This is a genomic window from Promicromonospora sukumoe, assembly GCF_014137995.1.
In the GTDB taxonomy this organism is placed as follows: Bacteria; Actinomycetota; Actinomycetes; order Actinomycetales; family Cellulomonadaceae; genus Promicromonospora; species Promicromonospora sukumoe.
The window spans coordinates 465,094-485,015 of record NZ_JACGWV010000002.1; the positions used below are offsets into that span (position 1 = coordinate 465,094).

A 19,922-nucleotide genomic window follows, 5' to 3' on the forward strand; every position below is an offset into this window, starting at 1 on the left:
CAATCCTAATGAACCGCGCGCTCCGTACCCGTCGACTCCGCTCTCGGCGATCAGCGGGTCACTTGTTGGAGACCGTGTAGGGCACGCGGTGGAAGCCCAGCAGGCTGATCTGGTCGGGCGAGCCGGCGGGCGGCACGTACAGCGCGACGATGTCGCGGTAGCCGACCGTCATCACCGCGGTGGGCTTGGCGTCGCCCCACAGCGCCTTGGCCGACGGCGCGCTCGGCAGGAGCTGCCACCCCTTCTCCGCCTTCAGGGTCTCCTGGCTGATCAGCGCCGCCAGCACCGCGGCGCCGCCGTCGGCCGTGCGGACCGCCTTGACCGGGTCCTTCGTCGCCTCGTACCCGACCTCGAAGGTGGCCTTGGCCTCCTTGTCCGCCTTCTTGATCTCCGCGAGCTGGCTCTCGCCGGTCTCGCGCAGGGTCTGCCGCAGCTCGTCGTCGCCGAAGTTCTCGGCGTACTGCGACTGCCCGTCGACGTTGAGGACCGACACGTACTGGGTGACGGCCTCCTGCGGCGAGACCTTCAGGCTCGTGTCGTCCGCCGCGACGGCGGGGCTGCCCAGCTCTGCCGCGGCGAACTGCGGCATGGTCACCCCGGGCGCCAGGTAGACGAAGCCCCACATCTTGTACTGGTCGCGGGGCGCGGGCTGCTCGAACGCCGCGAGCATCGGCGTGGTGCCGTTGGCGGGGTCCGGGGTGATGAGGAAGCTGCTGCGCGGCCAGCCCTGCTCGGACGGCAGGATGAGCTGCCGCGTCTCCAGGGACATCGCGGGCAGCGACTTGCCGTCCCCGGCCGCGGCGATCCGCAGCTCGGCCCGGCGCAGCTCGAGGGCGGGACCGGTCAGCCGCTCCTCCAGCGCCTTGGAGCCCTTGTCACCCTTCGCGCCGTCGACGACCGCCGTCACCTGCTCCAGGATCTTGCGCTCCTGGGCCTCGGTGACCACCGCGGCGACCACGGGGGCGTCGGCGACCGGGACGGGGAGCTCGGGGGTGCACCCCGTGAGCAGGAGCGACGTCGCGGCGAGCGCGGCGAGCGGCACCAGGCCGGAACGCAGCAGGGGTGGCCTCCGAAGGTTCACGGAGGCCACCCTAGCGATGGTTCGGTGCTGCGATCTGCGAGGACGTCAGCCGTTCGAGACCGACGACGGGACGTGCTCGTAGCCGACCAGGCTGATCTGGTCCTCCGAGTCCTTGGGCGGCACGTACATCGCCACCATGTCCTCGTAGTTGACCTCGACGACGTTGGTCACGTCGGCGTCGCCCCACAGGGCCTGGGTCGTCTTGGTCGGCGGGCCGATCTCGCAGCCGTCCTCCCGCGCGGTGATGGTCTCCTTGCTGATCATCGCCGCGATCACGAGGGCGCCGCCGTCGGCCGTGCGGACCGCCTTGACCGGGTCCTTCGTGGGCTCGTACGCGACCTCGAAGGCGCCCTTGCACTCTTCCTTGTTGATCGCGTCGACCTGCAGCTTGCCGTAGTCACGGAAGAACTGGCGCAGGTCGTCGTCGGCGAAGTTGCCGGCGTACTTCGAGTCCTTGTCCACCGTCAGCACGGACGCGTACTGCTTGATGACGGTCTCGGGCGTCTCCTTGAGGCTCGCGTCGTCCGGGGGGACGGCGGCGCTGCCCAGGTCGGCCTCCGCGAACTGCGGCATGGTCACGCCCGGGAGCAGACGGACCCAGCCCCAGAGCTTGTACTGCTGCCGGGCCTCGGCCTGGTCGAACGCCATGAGCACGGGCGTCGTGAGGTCCTTGGGCTGCACCGTGATGGCGAAGCTGCTGCGCGGCCACTCCTGGTCGGAGGGCAGGATGACCTGCTGCATCTCCATGTTCAGGTCCGTCAGCGGCTCCTCGTCCTTGCGGGCGCCGGCCACCTTGAGCTGGGTCTCGCGGATGTTGAGCGCGGGCCCGGAGAGGCGTGAGCGGAGCGAGTCCGCGTCCTTCGACTTGGTCACGCCCTCGACGACGCCGGACACCTTGTCCAGGATGTTGCGCTCCTGGGCCTGCGTCACGACGGCCGCCGCGACGGGCGCCTCGGGCTTGGGGGTGGGCAGCTCCTCGGCGCAACCGGCCAGGAGGCCCGTGGCGAGCACGGTCGCCACCACGGCCATGGATCGGGTCGTGGTGCGTGTCATCTGTTACCTCCGTCGTCGTTCCCCGTGACCCCCCAGGTCTGACGCCACGCGGCAGCGCGGCTGCTGGGCGTCTCCTGCTCAGGCTCGGGTTCGGGCTGCGGTTCTGCTAAGGGCACGGCCGGCATGGCGCCGGTCGCGGCCCGGCGCTGCGCCTGCTCGCGCATGCGCATCTCGCGCCGGGTCATCGGCTTGCCCGACGCCGCGGGAGCGGCCTCGGCCGGTGCCGCGGGGCGCCCGGGGGCCGGCTGGGTCTGCTCGGGGACGGCGCCGCCGAACTGCTGCACGGGAGCTGCCGGGGGCGTCGCGGGTGCGCCGGGACCCTGGCTGCGCCGGCTGCGGCGCATCCCGCGGATGGAGGCCGCCGGGGCGGCGACCGGTGCGGGCTCCGGCTCGGGCGCCGGTGCCGGGGTGATCGGTGCGGCGCCGCCGAAGGGTGCCGGCGCGGCGGCCGGGGCACCCCAGGCCTGCGTGCGGTCCTCGCTCGGCTCGGGCGCGGCGCCCGGTCCGGGACGGCCGCGGCGGGGCGTGCCCGGCACGGGCGAACCCTGGGGCGGGCCCTGCTGGGGCGAACCCTGCTGCGAGCGCTGCTGCGGCAAGGCCGGCTCGGGGCGGTCACGGCCCGGACGCTCCGGGGCCGCCGGCGGGAAGACCGCCGTGCCGCCGTCGGGCGCCTCGCCCTGGCCCTGGCCCTGGCCGGGCTGGAACCCGCCACGGGGCTCCTCCGGGTGCTGGTCCGCCTCGTCGCCGTCCACGCCGAAGACCGCACCGCGGCGCGGCAGGTCCGCCGTCGACTGACGCGTGCGGACCGTCGAGGTGGGCGCGCCCTTGCCGCGCTTCTTGCTCCGGCGCGCGCCGAGGAGCATGAAGACGCCGAGGATCAGGGCGAAGCCGCCGCCGAGCACGCCCGGCCACAGGTACGGGGTGTTGACCGGGCGGGGCCAGGTGAGCTCGAGCGTGGGCGCCACCGCGTCCTTGCCGACCCCCGCGGCCAGCAGCACGACGCGGCCGGGCTGCTCGGTCCAGCGCAGGGAGACCTCGGTCTCGCCGCTGGTCTCGGAGATCCACATGTCGGAGCCCGCGGGGTCGGGGCCCTCGGCCGGCTTCTCGGCCGGCTCGGCGGACTCCTCGTCGTCGGTGGGGGCAGGGGTGCCCGGGGCGACGCTCAGCGCCTCCCACGAGGACAGGCCGGTCACCGAGTCGTAGGGGTCGCTGCCGACCCAGCCGAGCACGTCGACGTCGGAGCCGAGGGCGAGCGTGACCTTCTGTCCCTCGGGGACAGTGGCCTTGACGGTCACCTGGTCGTCGACGAGACCCAGCACGCCGGGATCGGTCACGACCATGGTTCCGTCGCCGCTGGGGGTCGCGGTCGCGACAACAGTGTCGGAATCGCGCAGGACGGTTGCCGTCGCGATCCCGAAACCGATCCCGCCGAGGCCGACCAGGATCAGGAGGATCGCCAAAAAGCGTTGCACCACCGATTCCCTTCGAATTCAAGGGCGCGAGCCCGATGAGGTGGATGTTCCAGCATAGGGACCGAACTCAGAGCACTGTCCAATGACGGGTGTGCTTGTGAGGTTCGGCCGGGACTCTCACTCTTCCTTCACCGAGGTGTGCCTGAACCGCCACGGTGGTGAAGGGGTCCCGGACCAGCGGGCAGTATTCCACGCATTGCGTAGATTGCATCCTGCTGCGGAGTATCCACATCCGCAGAAGGCACGTATTCTGGGCGCCGGACGGGCCGATAACCGGCGTCCCAGGGGGGAGCCTGACCCGCGCCTCACCAAGTTCCGACACTGGAGGTCTGCACCGTGTCCGACGAGCGCTCGCTCTTCCCGACTGCCATGCGTGGCTACGACCGCGACCAGGTGCACGCGCACCTGGACCGGCTCAACCACGCGCTCGAAGAAGCACGCCGGCAGGTCGAGGCCTCCGACGGTCGTGCCATGCAGCTCACGCAGGACCTGAACGATGCCAAGCGCAACCTGCGCGAGACCGAGAAGCCGTCGTACGCCGGCCTCGGTTCCCGCATCGAGCTCCTCCTGCGTTCCGCCGAGGACCAGTCGACGGACATCATCAACCAGGCCAACCAGCAGGCCGCGGACATCATGGCCCGCGCCAAGCTGTCGGGCGGTCAGGTGCGTTCGCGCGCCGAGTCCGAGGTCGCCGAGATGCTCGCCTCCGCCCGCCGCGAGGCCGAGGAGATCCGCACGACGATGGCCGCCGAGGCCGAGGGCCACCTCCTCGCCGCGCAGCGCCGCGCCGAGGAGCTCGTCGGCTCCGCCGAGCGCGAGTCCGCGCAGATCGCCAGCGCGATCAACGCCGAGGAGAGCGAGCGCCGGGCCAGCCTGGAGCGCGAGCTCGGCACCCTGCGCTCGACCGTCGAGCGCGAGACCACGGAGCTGCGCGTCAACACGGAGCGCGACACCGCCAAGCTGCGCGCCCAGGTGAACGCCGAGACCACGGAGCAGCGCGAGACCGCCGAGCGCGACTCGTCCGCGATGCTCGCCAGCGCCCGCGCCGAGTCCGAGCAGATCCTCTCCGAGGCACGTCGTCAGGCGGCCGAGGCCTCCAACGCCGTCACCACCGAGATGGAGGACCTGCGCGAGCAGGCCCGCGCGGCGCTCGCCCAGGCGGAGCTCGACATCGCCACCCGCAAGGAGGCCGTCGAGAAGGAGCTCGCCGAGCGGCACGAGACGGCGAAGACCGAGACCGGCAAGCTGGTCAGCACGGCCGAGGAGCACGCGGCCGAGGCCGAGAAGCGCGTGGCCGTGGCGCTCGAGCAGTCCGAGAAGATCCGGTCGGAGTCCGACGTCTACGTCAAGGACCTCGTGGCCGACGCCCGCAAGTCCGCGGACCGCATCGTCGCCGACGCCCGCGAGTTCGCCGAGCAGACGATCGACGACGCCCGCGCCGAGGCCGAGTCCAGCCGGTCCGCCGCGCAGCACCAGCTCGAGGACCTCACGCGTCAGCACGACTCGATCAACTCGTACCTCGAGGAGCTGCGCGGGATGCTCGGGACCCCCGCGGCCCCGAACGGCGCTCCCGCCAACGCGGCGCCCGCCGCCCCGGCGGCCAAGGCCGCGAGCATGGCCGGGGCCACCCCGGCGCAGCAGGCGCGGTTCGCGGTCGTCGGTGACGGCACCGAGGCCGAGCCCGAGGTCCCGGACTCCGCCGACGCGGACGGCTCGATGCCGGCCTCCATCCCGCCGAGCAACCCGACGCCGGTGCCCGTCGGCACCGCGACCGTCGTCATCCCGTCGGTCAAGGGCACCAAGGCCAGCACGAAGGCCGGCCAGGCCGCCTCCGACTCGGCCTCCTCCCCCGCGGAGAGCGACGACGCCGAGGCACCCGTCTCCGAGAAGGCCGGCGCCTCGAGCTGACGCTCGCGCCGAGGTAGAACCAGGGCGAGATAGAACTCTGGGGCGGTACCGACCACGTGGTTGGTACCGCCCCAGAGTTCTATCTCGCCCTGGTTCTACTTCGCCCTGGTTCTATCTCGGCAGGCTCGCTCAGTGGTGCGCCACCACGTGGGTGTGCAGCAGGCCGAGGGCCGCCGCGACCGCCTGGGGGTCCTCGACGACGGCCATGTGCCCGGCGCCGGGCACCACGGTGAGCGCGGCGTCGCCCATCGCGGGCCCGCTGGGCGAGCCGGCCGCCTGGACCATGTGCTCGGCCTCGGCCAGCGGCGTGATCGTGTCCTCGGCCCCGACCACGACGGCGACCGGCGCGTCCAGCCGTTCGAGCACCGCGGTCCGGTCGGGCCGGGCCGCCATCGCGCGCTGCGACCAGGCGACGCCGGCGGGCGACTGGGCCCTGATCCAGGAGTCCAGGAGCGGGAACAGGCCGCGGCGCTGCTCCGTGCTGGTGGCGCCCACGAGCTCGGCGGGCATGCCGAGCACCGCATCCACGGTCTGGCTGGCGTCGACGGCGGCGGCGATCCGCAGCCGCTTGGCGCGCGCGGCGTCGGTGTCCGCCGTCGACTTCGTGTCCACGAGACCCAGGCCCGCCACGAACCCCGGGTGCCGCTCGGCCAGGGCCAGAGCGACGTAGCCGCCCATCGAGTGCCCGACGACGACGGCGTTGCCCTCGCCGGCCTCGATCATCGTCCGGTGCACGGCGTCGGCGATGTGCTCGATGCTCGGCGGGTACCCGTCCAGGTCGCTGTGCCCCGCGCCGGGCAGGTCCACGCCGATGGCCCGGGCGCCCGGCGGGAGGTGCTCCGCGCACGTCGCCCACATGCGGTGGTCGAGCGGGAAGCCGTGCAGGAGCACGAGCGGCACCCCACCGCCGTCGTGCAGCGTGAAGGTCGCCAGGTTCCGGGTGGCTCGCGAGGTCATCGTCGTCCTCCTGTGGTGGGTCGGGTGGGTACGGTCGCTCAGGACTCGCCCAGCGGCCCGTCCCAGCGGGTCGGGAGCGGGAGCGGGTGGTCCGGCAGCACGTGCCCGACGATCTCGTTGAGCACGCGGGTCACGGCCGGCTCGCCGACCCAGAGGTGCTTCGCGCCGTCGACGCCGATCACCTCGGCCTGCGGGACGCGCGCGAAGCGGCGGCGCGCCTCGTCGGGCCGGAGGTAGTCGTCGAGCTCGGGCACCAGGACCACGAGGGGCTTGCCGAACGCGGCCCATCGGTCCAGGTCCTCGTCCGTCGCCCGGTGCAGCGGCGGCGAGAGCAGGATCGCGCCCTCGACGCTCGGGTCCGCGCCGTGCTTGAGCACCAGCTCCGTGCCGAACGACCAGCCGACCAGCCACGGCCGGGGCAGCCCGCGGAACTCCGCGAGCTCGATCGCGGCGGCGACGTCGTACTTCTCCGCCTCGCCCCCGTCGAACGCGCCCTCGCTCGTGCCGCGCGGGGAGGACGTGCCCCGGGTGTTGAACCGCAGCACCGCCAGGTCGGCCAGCGCGGGCAGGCGCCACGCGGCCTTGCGGTAGACGTGCGAGTCCATGTACCCGCCGTGCGTGGGCAGGGGGTGGAGCGTCAGCAGGCTGGCCTGCGGCTCGCTGTCCGCGGGCAGGGCCAGCTCGCCCACGAGCGTGAGGCCGTCGGCAGTGTGCAGCTCGACGTCCTCCCGCTGCGCGGGCAGGACGGTGAGCGAGCGGATCTGGTGGGTCGTCTGGCCGGAGGCCGCGTCCGGCGTCGCTTCAGTGGTCATCGGGACCATTGTCCTCCCCCTCCGCGCGCCGGGGCGCTCAGCGCAGGTTCGCGCGGCGCTGCCAGCAGGAGGTGTGCCAGTGCCGGCGGGCGTCCAGCCCGGCCTCGGGCCCGCCGAACCCGTCCGTCCTCCAGGCGACGACGTGCGCCGTGCCGGGCGGGACCTCCTGGCGGCAGGCGGGGCAGACGTACGCCTTGTCGGACGACCTGATCCGCTGGACGACCCACTCGCCGTCGGCCGCGGACTCGCTACGACGTCCGCCCGTGGCACGGTCCACGTCGAGGGGGACATGGTCCGCGGCATACGGACGCTTGCTGGAGCGGCGGTTCGACGGCATGCCATCTATTGTTCCGCAGGGCGGAGCGGATGGCTCAAGGCTGCCTGAGAACAGCCCACATCGCGCACCACAGACCCTGGGAGCCGCACTCATCTCCGCCCGCTAGAGTGTGGCGGTCCCCAGCAAGGCGCACACCGACCGAAGGACTACTCGTGAAGCACCGCACCACTGCCGGCCTGGCAGCCGTCGCGCTGGCATCCATCGCGCTCACCGGCTGCGCGAGCGGCGACGACGGCGGGAGCGGCAACGCCGCCGCCTCCTCCGACGGAAACGTCTGCGAGGTGACCCCGGCCGCCGAGCCGTCGCCCGCGCCCAGCCCGTCCGAGGAGGACGTCGCGGCCGTCGAGTCGATCGAGGTCTCGGGCCCGGTCGGCAAGGAGCCGAAGGTCACCTTCGAGGCGCCGCTCGAGGTCACGACCCCGACCTCCCGCGTCGTGGACGAGGGCACCGGCGAGGAGCTCGCCGAGGGCGCCCAGGTGACCATCAACTACGTGGTGATCGCCGGCAAGGACGGCTCGACCAGCGGTTCCACCTGGGAGACCAAGAAGCCCGAGTCGTTCACGCTCGGCGACCCGCAGTACGACCTGCTCAACGACCGCCTGATCGGCCAGAAGGTCGGCGCGCGCCTCCTCATGGCCAGCACCGCGATGGACCAGACCATCCAGGTGACGATGGTCGAGGTGACCGAGGCCAAGGAGATCCCGACGCGTGCCGAGGGCACCGCGGTCGAGCCGGAGGCGGGCCTGCCCACCGTCGAGCTCGCCGAGGAGACCGGCCAGCCGACCGTGACGATCCCGGCCGACTACGAGGAGCCCACGGAGCTCGTGGTCGAGCCCCTCATCGAGGGTGACGGCGCCGAGGTCACGAAGGACCAGACGGTCACCGTGCAGTACGCGGGCTGCCTGCTCGACGGCACGTCGTTCGACTCCTCGTGGAGCCGCGGCACCCCGACGTCGTTCCCGCTGAACGGCGTGATCCCCGGTTGGACCAACGGCATCGCCGGCCAGAAGGTCGGCAGCCAGGTGCTGCTCGTCGTCCCGGCCGACCAGGGCTACGGCGACCAGGAGAACGGCGCGATCCCGGCGAACTCGACGCTGGTGTTCGTGGTCGACATCCTCGAGGCCAAGGCCGCCTGACCCTCCTCGGCCCGCTCGCGGGCCGGATGAGACCTCGCGCACGTACTGTGCGCATCGCCGCAGGTCACGGCACAGACGTGGCGGGTACCCGAGCCGGGTGCCCGCCACGTCTCGTAGGGTCTTCCCATGACCTCGACCGACCTGCCAGCACCCGAGTCCGCTCCCCTGCCGGAGCGCGAGGTGCTCACGTGGGAGACCTTCCCCGTCGCGGTGCGCGACCTGGCCCACAAGGTGGTGGACAGCGGGTTCGTGCCCGAGGTCGTCATCGCCGTCGCCCGCGGCGGTCTGGTGCCCGGCGGCGCCATGGCCTACGCGCTCGGCACCAAGGGCGTCGGCACGCTGAACGTCGAGTTCTACACGGACATCGGCAAGACCCTCGACGACCCGCGGGTGCTGCCGCCGCTGATGGACACGTCCGAGCTCCCGGGCGCCAAGGTGCTCGTGGTCGACGACGTCGCCGACTCGGGCCGCACCCTCGCGCTGGTCATGGACCTGCTGGAGCAGAAGGGCGCCGAGGCCCGCTCGGCGGTGCTCTTCACGAAGCCGCGCACCATCATCCAGCCGGACTACTCCTGGAAGGACACCGACCTGTGGATCACGTTCCCGTGGTCGGCGGAGCCCCCGGTGACGGGCGCGCGGTCGATCGACGCCTGAGGCGCTGACGCCCGTCACCGGGGAACCGTCACAGCTCGACGGTGAGCTCCGCGTCGCGGAGGTCGAGGCGGTCCAGCAGCCGGTTGTACGGCCCGAACGTCTGCTCCACCTCGGCGGGGTCGAGGTAGTCGGACAGGTCGTACCGGTGGGACGGGGTGCCCTTCGGCTTCGCGACGACGTCGGCCAGGTGCTCCTGGTCGCGGGCCGTCCACGTGGCGCCGATCGCCGCGTACAGGCGGGGGACCTCGGTGAAGGGGTCGGCGCTGAGCTTGTGGTACGGCACGTCCACGATCGAGGCGGGCGGCAGGTTCCGGCGCAGCTCCAGACCCCGGTTCACCTGGCCGACCAGGTGGTCCAGGGCGAACCGGCCGATCACCTGGCGGTCGGTGTCGTGCTGGTACATGCCCCAGAAGGTCTCCATCAGGCTGCAGAACGAACCGATGACGGTGACCGGGTCGCGGTGGGTCCACACGAACGTGGCGTCCGGGAAGACCTTCAGGATCGTGTCCATGTCGGCCAGGTGGGCCGGGTACTTCAGGAACCAGCGCTTGGGCGCCCGGCCGTGCTGCAGCACCTGCAGGCACGACTTGAGGTACTCGTAGTCACCCGTCTGGTCGCGCGCGGCCGCCCAGGCGCTGTACTCCGGCATGAGGCCGTGCAGGGTCGGCCAGTGGCTGCCGTGCGGCAGGAGGAACATCGACTCCTCGGGCCGGTCGATGTTGATGGGGTGGATGTGCGGGATGTCCGGCGCGAACCGCTCCATCAGGCCGGCGCCCTGCTCCATCTGCTTGATCAGCTTCTGCTCGGACCGCGGGTCCTCGAAGCCGGTGTTCTGCATCTCCCACAGCAGCGGGGCGCGGTGGTCGGGCGAGGCGGACAGGACCCGGTGCGCCAGGGTCGTCGCGGTGCGCGGCAGCCCGCAGACGATCACCGGGGCCGTGATCGGCTCGTCGGCGATCTCCGGGTGCTCCGCGAGCAGGTGGTTGACCCGCAGCCGGTTGACGTAGCGCGCCTTGACGTCGGCCAGGATGAGGGACCAGCCCAGGGGCGACAGCCGGGGGATCTCGGCCGCGCCCCTCATGATCGCACCGAGGTCGTCCGCGAACTGACGGTCCTCGGTTCCCGCCTTCTTCTCGACCTGCGCGACCGCTTTCGCCCAGGCCCGGTCGGGGTCCTCGTACCCCTTCACGACCGGTCCCAGCACGGTGTTCAGCGCGCGGGTCACGCGGGGCGTACGACTCACAGATCCTCCAGGGGTCTTCTTCGGGGGCCGAGCCCCGATCGGGGCTCGGCGTGGAACTCGTTTCGAGGCGCGGCGAGGTCCCGCGCGCTCGGAGTCGTCACTCGGACGACGGCCAGGGCTCCGGGCCGGTGGCCCGGAAGGTGACCGGCAGGGAGACCGGGCGCCGGAAGCGGAGGTCCGGGACCCAGCGGATCTCGTCGGCGCCGCTCGCGAGCGAGGGCTCGACCTGCCGCAGCAGGGTCTCGACCGCGGTCCGGACGATCAGCCTCGCCTGGCGTGGCGCCGGGCACCGGTGTGCCCCCGCGCCCCAGGCCAGGTGCGCCCGGTTGCCGAGCCCGTCCCAGGCGTCGCCGCGAACCCTCGGGTCCGACGCCGCCGCCCCGACCGCCAGGAGCACGGCGTCGCCCCGCTCGACGTACGAGTCGTCGCCGAACAGGTGCCCCTCCTTGAGGGCGAACCGCGGGACCAGCACCGTCACGGGCGACGCGTTCCACAGGACCTCGTCCAGGGCCTCGTCGGTCCCGAGCCGCCCGCCGGCCAGCCGGCGGAGGAATCCCTCGTCGCTCAGGGCCAGGAGCAGGGCCTGGCCCAGCCACGCCTGCAGGCCCAGGCTCGCGCTCGTGACCAGAGAAAGCATCCCGGTCACGGCCTCGGCGGTGCCTTCATAGGCGGAGTGCTGCGCCAGCAGGCCGATCGGCGTCAGGCCGCCGCTCGCGTCGCGCCCCATGACCTGCCCGCCGAGCAGGAAGCTGAGCTCGTCGACGACGGTGTCGTCCCCGCGCCCGGCCGCCAGGTCGTCGGCGATCTCGAGCACCTGGCGCCCGGTCCGGGGATCGAGCCCGAGGACGGAGCCGAAGGCGAGGTGCGCCACCGGCACGACGTAGTCGCGCATCAGGTCGGCCTGCTCGCCCGGCACCAGTCGGTCGGCCACCTCCTGGCACACGGTTCGGGTGATCCGGCCGACCTCGGCCGCGTCCACCGCCTCGAGCACCTCGTCCAGCGGCGCCCTCAGCCGGGCGTGCACGGGCCCCGACGCCGTCTCCACCTTCCGCGACGCACTCGCCTCGAAGGACGGTCGCAGGGACGCCGGCAGCGGCCCGCTCGGCTCGCCGTTCCAGGCACCCGTGTCGGTCGTGACCATCCCGGAGCCACGGGCGAGGGTGGCGAGGGTCTGATAGCCGCTCACCAGCCAGGCACGGGCATCTGGCCCGAGGCCGACGGGGGCGGCCTCTCCCCACTCCTCCCTCAGCGCCGACCAGGCGGCATCGATATCACGCGCCGCGAGCAGATCGGTGAGCAGCGGGACGTCAACAGGGTCGAACAGGCGCATCGGCAGAGCACCGGACCGTGGCGACCCGCCCATCACAGGACCTGGGGCATGGGTAGTCGCAGTCTGATTCGTCATCGTTCTTTTCCACCAGGGGGACAGGGCGAGACTTCGGAGACCGTAACGACCTTAGCGGTCTAATACCGCATATGTGCACAATTTCACCACCCCGGATCTGTGAAGTTGCTCGTCACGGCCCTGCGGCGACGTCGCTGCCGACCCGCGCTCTACCCCAGTACGCGCGACTGCCGGCCCTCCCCTACAGCTCGATCTGCGTCCAGCCGGTCAGGTCGCGCCAGCCGTTCTCGCCGGTGCACCAGCCGATGAGCACCTTGTGCGCGAGCGCGAGATCCGGGCAGATCGCGCGGTGGATCGGACCGTCCGGGCTCTCGCGATGCTCCACGACGAACGCCTGCCCGTCGTCGTCGAGGGCGCTCTGCGCGAACCTGTAGCCGTTCGTCGTGTCCTCGACGACGACGAACTGCTGACGACCACGCCGTACCTCGTGGAGGTGCACGAGCAGGTCGTAGGGCGTCGGGTCGAGGCTCGGCGCGCCCCGTTCGGGCAGCACGCGCAGTCGCGCCGGGACTGCCAACGGCACGTCGCCCGGCAGCCGCTTGCGCCAGTCCGGCACGCGCACCTGCACCTTCGCGCCGGCGTCCCCGGCCCAGTCGACGTCGAACCCGTGCCGGGCGACCGTCGTCGCGACGATGTCGCCGATCACGGCGGCCGGCGTCTCGTCGAACCCGCCGAACGAGAGGAAGAGGTCACCCGGTGTGTCACCGAGCCTGTCCGCCTCCTGGCTGTGGAAGAAGGTGTAGCCGAGCGGCTCGGGGCCGTTCGGGTCGGCCTCGTCGTGGATCTCGGTGGCGCCGCAGGTGTTGCAGCAGGCGAAGGACATCCGCGCCACCACGCCCAGGCTCTCCAGGTCGGCGAAGGCTGTGGCGAGGGCCGGGTAGCTGCCTTCGTCGGCCCAGCTCGCCTGTTCGACGACCCGGGCCTGCCACTCCTGACGAGCTGCCTCACCTGCGGCGGCACGGAGGCTCTTCCCGGCATCGCTCTCGAGCATCTCGTCGGCGGCCTGGAGCACGCGGTCGAACGGGGTGAACCCCGCGCGCACCATGGCCCGGACCTGCTGTCTGACGTACCTCAGCTGATCGCCGTCGGACGGCGGCGCCACGTTCATCTCGGTCACGGCGGCGACTGTAGTCGGCGCCACCGACACGGCAGACGATCACGAACGGCTCGACCACCGGTAGGTGTCAGTAGCTGTCTCTACCGTGTGCGACGTGATGACGGACGAGCAGAGCATCCTGGACCTCTTCGACCGGGCCGCGGCCGAGCATCAGTTCCCCGACCTCGATCACGTCTACGAGTACCTGATCGACTGCCGCCTGCACGCGTTCGCCGACGCGACCCGATGGGCTCTGGTGGTCGAGAAGGTCGCCTACACCCCGCGTGGTGGTGCGGTGCGCGACGTCGTCCATGTCTTCGACAACGCGGGTCCGGGTGCAGCACCACGGTGGCGATCCGAGATCGGCACCTTCGACCGCGTCGAGAACTGGGACGAGATCGAAGACGAGTGGGAGCCGGAGGTGTTCGCGGGTTCCGCCCCTGTCCGGGTCCGCGGGCGTGACCTGGACGTCACGCAACCAGCCGGAGCCGGCCTCGTCGACGTCTTCCGGGGCCTGGTCCCCCAGCACCGCGATCTGCTGCTCTGCGACGAGGAGGAGCTGGGTTGGCTCGTCCCCGGCGAACTGCCACGCCTGCTGGTGATCGACGCCTGGTACCAGCCCGACCTGTTCCGGACCATCCCGTCGCAGTGCGAGACCTACGTCCAGCTCGCCCGGGTCCTGGCGACCGGCGCGGTCGACGCCTACCGGCCGACCCACGCGCCGAACACGCACTGGTCACGGTGGCCCGGGTCCGGATCGCTCTGAGCCGCGGGTACGACAGAGGCCCGGGTCCGCAGCGTTCTGCGGACCCGGGCCTCTGTCAGCCGTACCTGGTGACTGACTTCCGACCAGAGGTCAGAAGTCCCAGTCGTCGTCCTCGGTCTCCACGGCCTTGCCGATCACGTACGACGAGCCCGACCCCGAGAAGAAGTCGTGGTTCTCGTCCGCGTTCGGCGACAGCGCCGCGAGGATCGCGGGGTTGACGTCGGTGTCCTCCTTGGGGAACAGCGCCTCGTAGCCCAGGTTCATCAGGGCCTTGTTGCCGTTGTACCGCAGGAACTTCTTGACGTCCTCGGTCAGCCCCAGCTCGCCGTAGAGCGAGTCGGTGTACTCGACCTCGTTCTCGTACAGCTCGAAGAGCAGGTCGAACGTGTACGCCTTGAGGTCGTCCTGCTCGGGCTGCGTCAGCTTCGCGAGCCCCTTCTGGTACTTGTAGCCGATGTAGTACCCGTGCACCGCCTCGTCACGGATGATGAGGCGGATCAGGTCGGCCGTGTTCGTGAGCTTGGCCCGCGAGGACCAGTACATCGGCGCGTAGAAGCCGGAGTAGAACAGGAACGACTCGAGCATGGTCGAGGCGACCTTGCGCTTCAGCGGGTCGTCGCCCCGGTAGTAGTCGAGGACGATCTCTGCCTTTTTCTGCAGGTGCTCGTTGCTCTCGGACCACTCGAAGGCGGCGTCGATCTCCGGCGTGGACAGCAGCGTGGAGAAGATCGAGGAGTAGCTCTTCGCGTGGACGCTCTCCATGAAGGCGATGTTGGTGTACACCGCCTCCTCGTGCGGGGTGAGCGCGTCCGGGATGAGCGACACCGCGCCGACCGTGCCCTGGATCGTGTCCAGGAGGGTCAGACCGGTGAACACCCGCGACGTCATGGTCTTCTCGTGCTCCGAGAGCGTGTTCCACGACTGGATGTCGTTCGACACGGGCACCTTCTCGGGGAGCCAGAAGTTACCGACCAGGCGGTCCCAGACCTCGAGGTCCTTCTCGTCCTCGAGGCGGTTCCAGTTGATCGCCGTCACGCGATCGATGAGCTTGAGCTTGCCAGTTGGCGACATGGGAGTTCCTTCAGGAGCGGCGGTGGTACGGGTGAGCCTGGCGGTGCGGACCGGTCAGCGTGCTGCTGTCACAGCATGCAGCTGACGCAGCCCTCGATCTCCGTACCCTCCAGTGCCAGCTGACGCAGGCGGATGTAGTACAGGGTCTTGATGCCCTTGCGCCACGCGTAGATCTGCGCCTTGTTGACGTCGCGCGTGGTCACCGTGTCCGGGAAGAACAGGGTCAGCGAGAGGCCCTGGTCCACGTGCTGCGTCGCCGCGGCGTACGTGTCGATGATCTTCTCGTACCCGATCTCGTACGCGTCCTGGTAGTAGTCCAGGTTGTCGTTCGTCATGTACGGCGCCGGGTAGTAGACGCGGCCGAGCTTGCCTTCCTTGCGGATCTCGACCTTGGCCGGAACCGGGTGGATCGACGACGTCGAGTTGTTGATGTAGCTGATCGAACCCGTGGGCGGGACGGCCTGGAGGTTCTGGTTGTACAGGCCGTGCTCCATGACCGAGGCCCTGAGCGCGCGCCAGTCGTCCTGCGTCGGGATCGACACCGCGGCGTCGGCGAACAGACGCGCGACCCGCTCCGTGGCGGGCTTCCACTCCTGCTCGACGTACTTGTCGAAGTACTCGCCGGTGGCGTACTTGGAGTCCTCGAACCCGCCGAACTTCTGCTTCCGCTGGATCGACAGGCGGTTGGACGCCGCGATCGCGTGGTAGGCCACGGTGTAGAAGTAGATGTTCGTGAAGTCGATGCCCTCTTCGGAGCCGTAGTAGATGCGCTCACGTGCGAGGTAGCCGTGCAGGTTCATCTGGCCCAGGCCGATCGCGTGACCCCGCTCGTTGGCGAGCTTGATCGACGGGACGGACTCGATCGACGTCTGGTCGCTGACCGCGGTCAGCGCGCGGATCGCGGTGTCGATGGTGCGGCCGAAGTCCGGGGAGTCCATCGCCTTGGCGATGTTCAGCGAACCCAGGTTGCAGGAGATGTCGCGGCCGACCTCGTCGTACGAGAGGTCCTCGTTGAACGTCGACGGGGTGGAGACCTGCAGGATCTCGGAGCACAGGTTCGAGTGCGTGATGCGGCCCTTGATCGGGTTCGCCTCGTTCACCGTGTCCTCGAACATGATGTACGGGTACCCGGACTCGAACTGCAGCTCCGCGAGCGTCTGGAAGAAGTCGCGCGCGCTGATCGTCGTCTTGCGGATGCGCTCGTCGGCGACGAGCTCGTCGTACTTCTCCGAGATGGAGATGTCGGCGAACGGCTTGCCGTAGACCCGCTCGACGTCGTACGGGCTGAAGAGGTGCATGTCGGCGTTCTTCTTGGCCAGCTCGAACGTGATGTCCGGGATGACCACACCGAGGGAGAGGGTCTTGATGCGGATCTTCTCGTCCGCGTTCTCCCGCTTGGTGTCGAGGAACCGCATGATGTCGGGGTGGTGCGCGTGCAGGTACACGGCACCGGCGCCCTGACGCGCGCCGAGCTGGTTCGCGTAGGAGAAGGAGTCCTCCAGGAGCTTCATCACGGGGATGACGCCCGAGGACTGGTTCTCGATGTGCTTGATCGGGGCGCCGTGCTCGCGGATGTTGCTCAGGAGCAGCGCCACGCCGCCGCCGCGCTTGGAGAGCTGCAGCGCGGAGTTGATGCCGCGCGCGATGGACTCCATGTTGTCCTCGATGCGCAGCAGGAAGCAGGACACGGGCTCGCCGCGCTGCGCCTTGCCGACGTTGAGGAAGGTGGGCGTCGCCGGCTGGAACCGCCCGGAGACGACCTCCTCGACGATGTCGCGCGCCGTCCCCTCGTCGCCGTCGGCGAGGCCGAGCGCGACCATGGCGACGCGGTCCTCGAAGCGCTCCAGGTACTTCTTGCCGTCGAACGTCTTGAGCGTGTACGAGGTGTAGTACTTGAAGGCGCCCAGGAACGTCTCGAAGCGGAACTTCTTCGAGTACGCGAGCTGGAACAGCTCCTTGACGAACGCGCCGGAGTACTTGGCCAGCACCGTCGGGTCGTAGTACTTGGCCTCGACGAGGTGCTCGAGCTTCGCCTCGAGCGTCTCGAACTCGACCGTGTTCGGGTTCACGTGCTGCAGGAAGTACTGGCGGGCCGCCTCGCGGTCCTTCTCGAACTGGATCTTCCCGTCCGGCCCGTACAGGTTCAGCATGGCGTTGAGCGCGTGGTAGTCCATCTGGAGGGACTCCAGCGGGATCTCGCTCAGGCCTTCGGTCAAGCCGAGAGGCTCAGTGGTTGTTGCTGCCAAAATCGTCCCAATCCGTTGCGGACGCGCGTGACGTCCTGCGCAGTTCCGAGGAGCTCGAAGGCATACAGGTACGGGACATCACACTTCGCAGCGATGATGTCGCCCGTGATGCAGTACGCAGCCCCGAAGTTGGTGTTCCCCGCGGCGATGACGCCGCGGATGAGCGACCGGTTGTGTTCGTCGTTGAGGAACTTCCTCACCTGGCGCGGGACGGCCCCGCCCTCGTTGCCGCCACCGTAGGTGGGGGCGATGAGGACGTAGGGCTCGTCCACGCGCAGGAAGCCGTCGGCCGGGCGGAGCGGGATCCGGTGCACGGACATCCCCTGCTCGTCGAGAGCGAGCTTCTCGACGAACCGGTGCGTGTTCTCGGACACGCTGGAGAAGTAGACGAGAGAGCCCACGTCACGCCTCCTTGCCGACGTAGCTGTGGTGCTGGTCAGGCCGAAGCGGCCTGAAGCGCGGCGACCGCGCTGATCTGGTCGGGACGAAAGCCCGACCAGTGGGTGTCACCGGCCACGACGACCGGTGCCTGGAGGTAACCGAGACCGCGGACCATCTCCAGCGCCTCGGCGTCCTGCGTGATGTCGACGACCGTGTACTCGACACCCTTGCGATCCAGTGCCCGGTACGTCGCGTCGCACTGCACGCATGCCGGCTTGCTGTAGACCGTGACGCTCATGTCCGCCTCCTCTGACCTCGAAGAACACCCGTGAACTTACGTCGGTGTGCTTTGTTCGCGGGTCTGCGTCTCCCGCTGCACCAAACACTACACCTAGGGTCTGACACCTGCTCGGCAACGACATGTAGTGGTTCGAGACGTGGTAGGCACTAGGCCGGGAACGCTCGCGACGCTCGAGGACCATGCTGCCACGAGCCTCTGACACCGCCTGGGAGGCCGCGCGCACGGGTTCCCAGGGCGCCGTCGGAGGAGCCGCCGGGACCGCGCGAACGGGCACCTCGGCGGCCTCGCGGAGCCCGAAAAATATCTGAGTCCACGGCGTGTCGCGCCCCTTCGGCGTGTCACCCGGACGGAGTTTGTCGGGCTCACCACACGACGGACGGCCGCCACCGGGAATACCTCGCCGCCGCTCCGGGACGGCGCTCCCACCGGCACCCGTGCGCGGCCGATCCGTACTCGGCGGGGTGCGCCTACCCGACCGGCCCGGGAACGTGCCAGCCGACGTCGTCCACGCCCCCGGGAACGGTCGTGCCGGCGTCGTACGGCGCCCGCGTGAAGTGGAACGTGCCGATGTCCAGCGCGACGGGCGCGCCGTCCGCCTCGACCACCCGCAGCCGCTCCCCCAGCCAGTAGCCGCCGTCGACGCCCCGGAGCTCGCCGCGGACGACGTCGAACAGCGTGCCGCGGCCCCCGCTGCGCGCGGACCGCAGGTCGACCCGTCCCGCCGCGTCGACGCGCACGAGGAACGGGACGGGCCCCCAGTACCAGGTCCCGTCGATCCCGGCCCGCCCGCCCGAGGCCTGCTCGTTCGAGCCCTGCCCGTTCGAGCCCTGCTCGTCGACCACCGGCGACCCCGCGGCCGCCCCGCCGCCCTGGAGCAGCGCCAGCAGCCCGGTACCGTCGCCGAACCCGGCCGTGGACGCGCCGCAGACCGCGACCACGTCCCCGGTCTCGACGTCGGCCCGGAGGTCGGCCGTGAACCCCGGCACGGACCCGCCGTGCCCGACCGTGCGCACCGTGCCGTCCTGCCGCACGCGCACGCCGAGCCCGTGCGCGGTGGCCCACGGTCCGCCCGCGGGTCCGGCATCGTCGACCACGACGCGCGGGACCGCCAGGTCGCGGCGCACGGCGAGCGGCAACACCGCCTCGCCCGCGTCCCGGTCGCTCTCCGCGCCCACGAGCCACAGACCGAAGCGCACCAGGTCCGACGGCGTGGACCACACCTCGCCCGCCGGCCCGGCCGCACGGTAGCCGGGCACCGGCTCGTGGTGCACCAGGTCCTGGTCCGGGTGCACGGCGTAGCCCGTGACGTGCGGGCCGGCGGGCTCCCGGCCGGTGGCGGTCATGCCGAGCGGCGTCCACAGCTCGTCGCGGAGCACCTCGTCCCACGGCCGGCCGCGGTGCACCTCGACCAGCCGGCCCAGCAGGGCGAAGCCCGGGTTGCTGTAGTGGTACCGGTCGCCGGGCTCCCAGAGCCGCTCCAGGCCGGAGGCGGCCAGCTCGTCCCAGGACGGCCCGCCGTGCCGCTCCCACCACGGCCCGGGAAACTCCGCCTGGAGGCCGCTGGTGTGCGTGAGCAGCTGCCGGACGGTGGCGTCGGCGCCGGGGGCGTCCGGCAGGTGCTTCCCGATCGGGTCCGCGAGCGCCACCGCGCCGTCGGCGACGAGCCGCAGCACGGCGACGGCGATCATCGGCTTGGTGATCGAGCCGATGCGGAAGGCGTGCTCCGGCGTCGGCTCGCCTGCCCAGGGGGCCGCCGCGACGTCCGCCCAGACGACCTCGCCCCCGCGGCCGGCGGCGGCGGACAGGGCGGGCACGCGGGCGCCGTCGCGCAGCTCGTGGAGCAGCCCGCTCAGCGCGCTGCCCGGCACGGTACTGGCCACCTGGGACTGGATCATCCCCAGAAGGTACCCAACGAACGAGATCGGTCGGTTGCCTTGAGACCGGTCGTTCGACCGACCGGTCTCAAGGCAACCGACCGAAGTCACACCCCCACCAGCAAGGGG

Annotated in this window: 18 protein-coding genes; 4 read left to right on the forward strand and 14 right to left on the reverse strand. The window is 70.9% G+C overall.

Annotated features, from left to right (window positions below):
* Nucleotides 1-58 precede the first annotated feature (58 nt).
* From FHX71_RS19210 to FHX71_RS19220, 3 genes are read right to left on the reverse strand one after another with little or no spacing between them, the layout of a single operon-like run.
* Nucleotides 59-1,081: a DUF8094 domain-containing protein gene (locus tag FHX71_RS19210; RefSeq protein ID WP_312877131.1), complete on the reverse strand. Its 1,023-nt coding sequence runs from the start codon at nt 1,079-1,081 to the stop codon at nt 59-61.
* A 45-nt stretch (nt 1,082-1,126) separates the two neighbouring features.
* Nucleotides 1,127-2,134, reverse strand: a complete 1,008-nt coding sequence (locus FHX71_RS19215; RefSeq protein WP_246403336.1) for a DUF8094 domain-containing protein — start codon at nt 2,132-2,134, stop codon at nt 1,127-1,129.
* Complete coding sequence (locus tag FHX71_RS19220) at nt 2,131-3,606, reverse strand: hypothetical protein (protein ID WP_182619089.1); 1,476 nt, start codon at nt 3,604-3,606, stop codon at nt 2,131-2,133. Before FHX71_RS19220 ends, FHX71_RS19215 begins: the two co-directional genes overlap by 4 nt.
* A 336-nt stretch (nt 3,607-3,942) precedes the next feature.
* On the opposite strand from FHX71_RS19220, the gene FHX71_RS19225 reads away from it, so the two are divergent.
* Nucleotides 3,943-5,514, forward strand: a complete 1,572-nt coding sequence (locus FHX71_RS19225; protein WP_182619090.1) for a DivIVA domain-containing protein — start codon at nt 3,943-3,945, stop codon at nt 5,512-5,514.
* Nucleotides 5,515-5,643: 129 nt separating this feature from the next.
* Here FHX71_RS19225 and FHX71_RS19230 read toward each other — a convergent pair whose 3' ends face one another.
* The 3 genes from FHX71_RS19230 to FHX71_RS19240 are packed head-to-tail and all read right to left on the reverse strand — an operon-like array spanning nt 5,644 to nt 7,620.
* Complete coding sequence (locus FHX71_RS19230) at nt 5,644-6,471, reverse strand: alpha/beta fold hydrolase (RefSeq protein ID WP_182619091.1); 828 nt, start codon at nt 6,469-6,471, stop codon at nt 5,644-5,646.
* A 38-nt stretch (nt 6,472-6,509) separates the two neighbouring features.
* Nucleotides 6,510-7,283 carry an alpha/beta hydrolase gene (locus FHX71_RS19235; RefSeq protein ID WP_376770149.1) on the reverse strand — a complete coding sequence of 258 codons (774 nt, stop codon included), beginning with the start codon at nt 7,281-7,283 and terminating at the stop codon, nt 6,510-6,512.
* A gap of 37 nt (nt 7,284-7,320) precedes the next feature.
* Entirely contained in the window at nt 7,321-7,620 is a 300-nt protein-coding gene (locus tag FHX71_RS19240) for an Rv1322 family protein (RefSeq protein WP_182619093.1), read from the reverse strand.
* A gap of 152 nt (nt 7,621-7,772) precedes the next feature.
* Here FHX71_RS19240 and FHX71_RS19245 point away from each other — a divergent pair, with 152 nt between their 5' ends.
* Together FHX71_RS19245 and FHX71_RS19250 are read left to right on the forward strand one after the other, a co-directional pair.
* Nucleotides 7,773-8,756: an FKBP-type peptidyl-prolyl cis-trans isomerase gene (locus tag FHX71_RS19245; RefSeq protein ID WP_182619094.1), complete on the forward strand. Its 984-nt coding sequence runs from the start codon at nt 7,773-7,775 to the stop codon at nt 8,754-8,756.
* 126 nt (nt 8,757-8,882) lie between these two features.
* On the forward strand, nt 8,883-9,410 hold the full coding sequence (locus FHX71_RS19250; protein WP_182619095.1) for a phosphoribosyltransferase: 528 nt from the start codon (nt 8,883-8,885) through the stop codon (nt 9,408-9,410).
* Between the two features lie 28 nt (nt 9,411-9,438).
* On the opposite strand, the gene FHX71_RS19255 is transcribed toward FHX71_RS19250, so the two are convergent.
* The 3 genes from FHX71_RS19255 to FHX71_RS19265 all read right to left on the reverse strand — a co-directional run bounded on the left by FHX71_RS19255 (nt 9,439) and on the right by FHX71_RS19265 (nt 13,166).
* Entirely contained in the window at nt 9,439-10,653 is a 1,215-nt protein-coding gene (locus FHX71_RS19255) for a sulfotransferase family protein (RefSeq protein WP_312877132.1), read from the reverse strand.
* Nucleotides 10,654-10,750: 97 nt separating this feature from the next.
* Nucleotides 10,751-11,983: a cytochrome P450 family protein gene (locus FHX71_RS19260; protein ID WP_182619096.1), complete on the reverse strand. Its 1,233-nt coding sequence runs from the start codon at nt 11,981-11,983 to the stop codon at nt 10,751-10,753.
* 256 nt (nt 11,984-12,239) lie between these two features.
* A complete protein-coding gene (locus tag FHX71_RS19265) occupies nt 12,240-13,166 on the reverse strand; it encodes a DUF6891 domain-containing protein (RefSeq protein ID WP_376770163.1) in 927 nt (308 codons plus the stop codon).
* 106 nt (nt 13,167-13,272) lie between these two features.
* Between FHX71_RS19265 and FHX71_RS19270 the strand changes: the two genes are divergently transcribed.
* The gene (locus tag FHX71_RS19270; protein WP_182619098.1) at nt 13,273-13,920 is read left to right on the forward strand and encodes a DUF7003 family protein; all 648 of its coding nucleotides are present in this window, start codon (nt 13,273-13,275) and stop codon (nt 13,918-13,920) included.
* A gap of 90 nt (nt 13,921-14,010) precedes the next feature.
* On the opposite strand, the gene nrdF is transcribed toward FHX71_RS19270, so the two are convergent.
* The 5 genes from nrdF to FHX71_RS19295 all read right to left on the reverse strand — a co-directional run bounded on the left by nrdF (nt 14,011) and on the right by FHX71_RS19295 (nt 19,814).
* On the reverse strand, nt 14,011-14,991 hold the full coding sequence (gene nrdF, locus FHX71_RS19275) for a class 1b ribonucleoside-diphosphate reductase subunit beta (RefSeq protein ID WP_121387752.1): 981 nt from the start codon (nt 14,989-14,991) through the stop codon (nt 14,011-14,013).
* Between the two features lie 68 nt (nt 14,992-15,059).
* Complete coding sequence (nrdE, locus tag FHX71_RS19280) at nt 15,060-17,165, reverse strand: class 1b ribonucleoside-diphosphate reductase subunit alpha (protein ID WP_220490320.1); 2,106 nt, start codon at nt 17,163-17,165, stop codon at nt 15,060-15,062.
* Nucleotides 17,166-17,203: 38 nt separating this feature from the next.
* Complete coding sequence (gene nrdI / locus FHX71_RS19285; protein WP_182619100.1) at nt 17,204-17,638, reverse strand: class Ib ribonucleoside-diphosphate reductase assembly flavoprotein NrdI; 435 nt, start codon at nt 17,636-17,638, stop codon at nt 17,204-17,206.
* A gap of 35 nt (nt 17,639-17,673) precedes the next feature.
* Nucleotides 17,674-17,916, reverse strand: coding sequence for a glutaredoxin-like protein NrdH (nrdH, locus tag FHX71_RS19290; protein ID WP_020017613.1), 243 nt, complete (start codon nt 17,914-17,916; stop codon nt 17,674-17,676).
* Between the two features lie 470 nt (nt 17,917-18,386).
* Nucleotides 18,387-19,814 carry a serine hydrolase domain-containing protein gene (locus FHX71_RS19295; protein WP_182619101.1) on the reverse strand — a complete coding sequence of 476 codons (1,428 nt, stop codon included), beginning with the start codon at nt 19,812-19,814 and terminating at the stop codon, nt 18,387-18,389.
* Nucleotides 19,815-19,922 lie beyond the last annotated feature (108 nt).

Bases quoted from the DNA above. Each gene is read 5' to 3' on its own strand.
- FHX71_RS19270 (WP_182619098.1), top strand. From the start codon at position 13,273: ATGACGGACGAGCAGAGCATCCTGGACCTCTTCGACCGGGCCGCGGCC.
- FHX71_RS19215 (WP_246403336.1), bottom strand. From the start codon at position 2,134: ATGACACGCACCACGACCCGATCCATGGCCGTGGTGGCGACCGTGCTC.
- FHX71_RS19240 (WP_182619093.1), bottom strand. From the start codon at position 7,620: ATGCCGTCGAACCGCCGCTCCAGCAAGCGTCCGTATGCCGCGGACCAT.
- FHX71_RS19295 (WP_182619101.1), bottom strand. From the start codon at position 19,814: ATGATCCAGTCCCAGGTGGCCAGTACCGTGCCGGGCAGCGCGCTGAGC.
- FHX71_RS19230 (WP_182619091.1), bottom strand. From the start codon at position 6,471: ATGACCTCGCGAGCCACCCGGAACCTGGCGACCTTCACGCTGCACGAC.
- FHX71_RS19235 (WP_376770149.1), bottom strand. From the start codon at position 7,283: ATGACCACTGAAGCGACGCCGGACGCGGCCTCCGGCCAGACGACCCAC.
- nrdH (WP_020017613.1), bottom strand. From the start codon at position 17,916: ATGAGCGTCACGGTCTACAGCAAGCCGGCATGCGTGCAGTGCGACGCG.
- nrdE (WP_220490320.1), bottom strand. From the start codon at position 17,165: ATGGACTACCACGCGCTCAACGCCATGCTGAACCTGTACGGGCCGGAC.
- FHX71_RS19265 (WP_376770163.1), bottom strand. From the start codon at position 13,166: ATGAACGTGGCGCCGCCGTCCGACGGCGATCAGCTGAGGTACGTCAGA.
- nrdF (WP_121387752.1), bottom strand. From the start codon at position 14,991: ATGTCGCCAACTGGCAAGCTCAAGCTCATCGATCGCGTGACGGCGATC.
- FHX71_RS19260 (WP_182619096.1), bottom strand. From the start codon at position 11,983: ATGCGCCTGTTCGACCCTGTTGACGTCCCGCTGCTCACCGATCTGCTC.
- FHX71_RS19250 (WP_182619095.1), top strand. From the start codon at position 8,883: ATGACCTCGACCGACCTGCCAGCACCCGAGTCCGCTCCCCTGCCGGAG.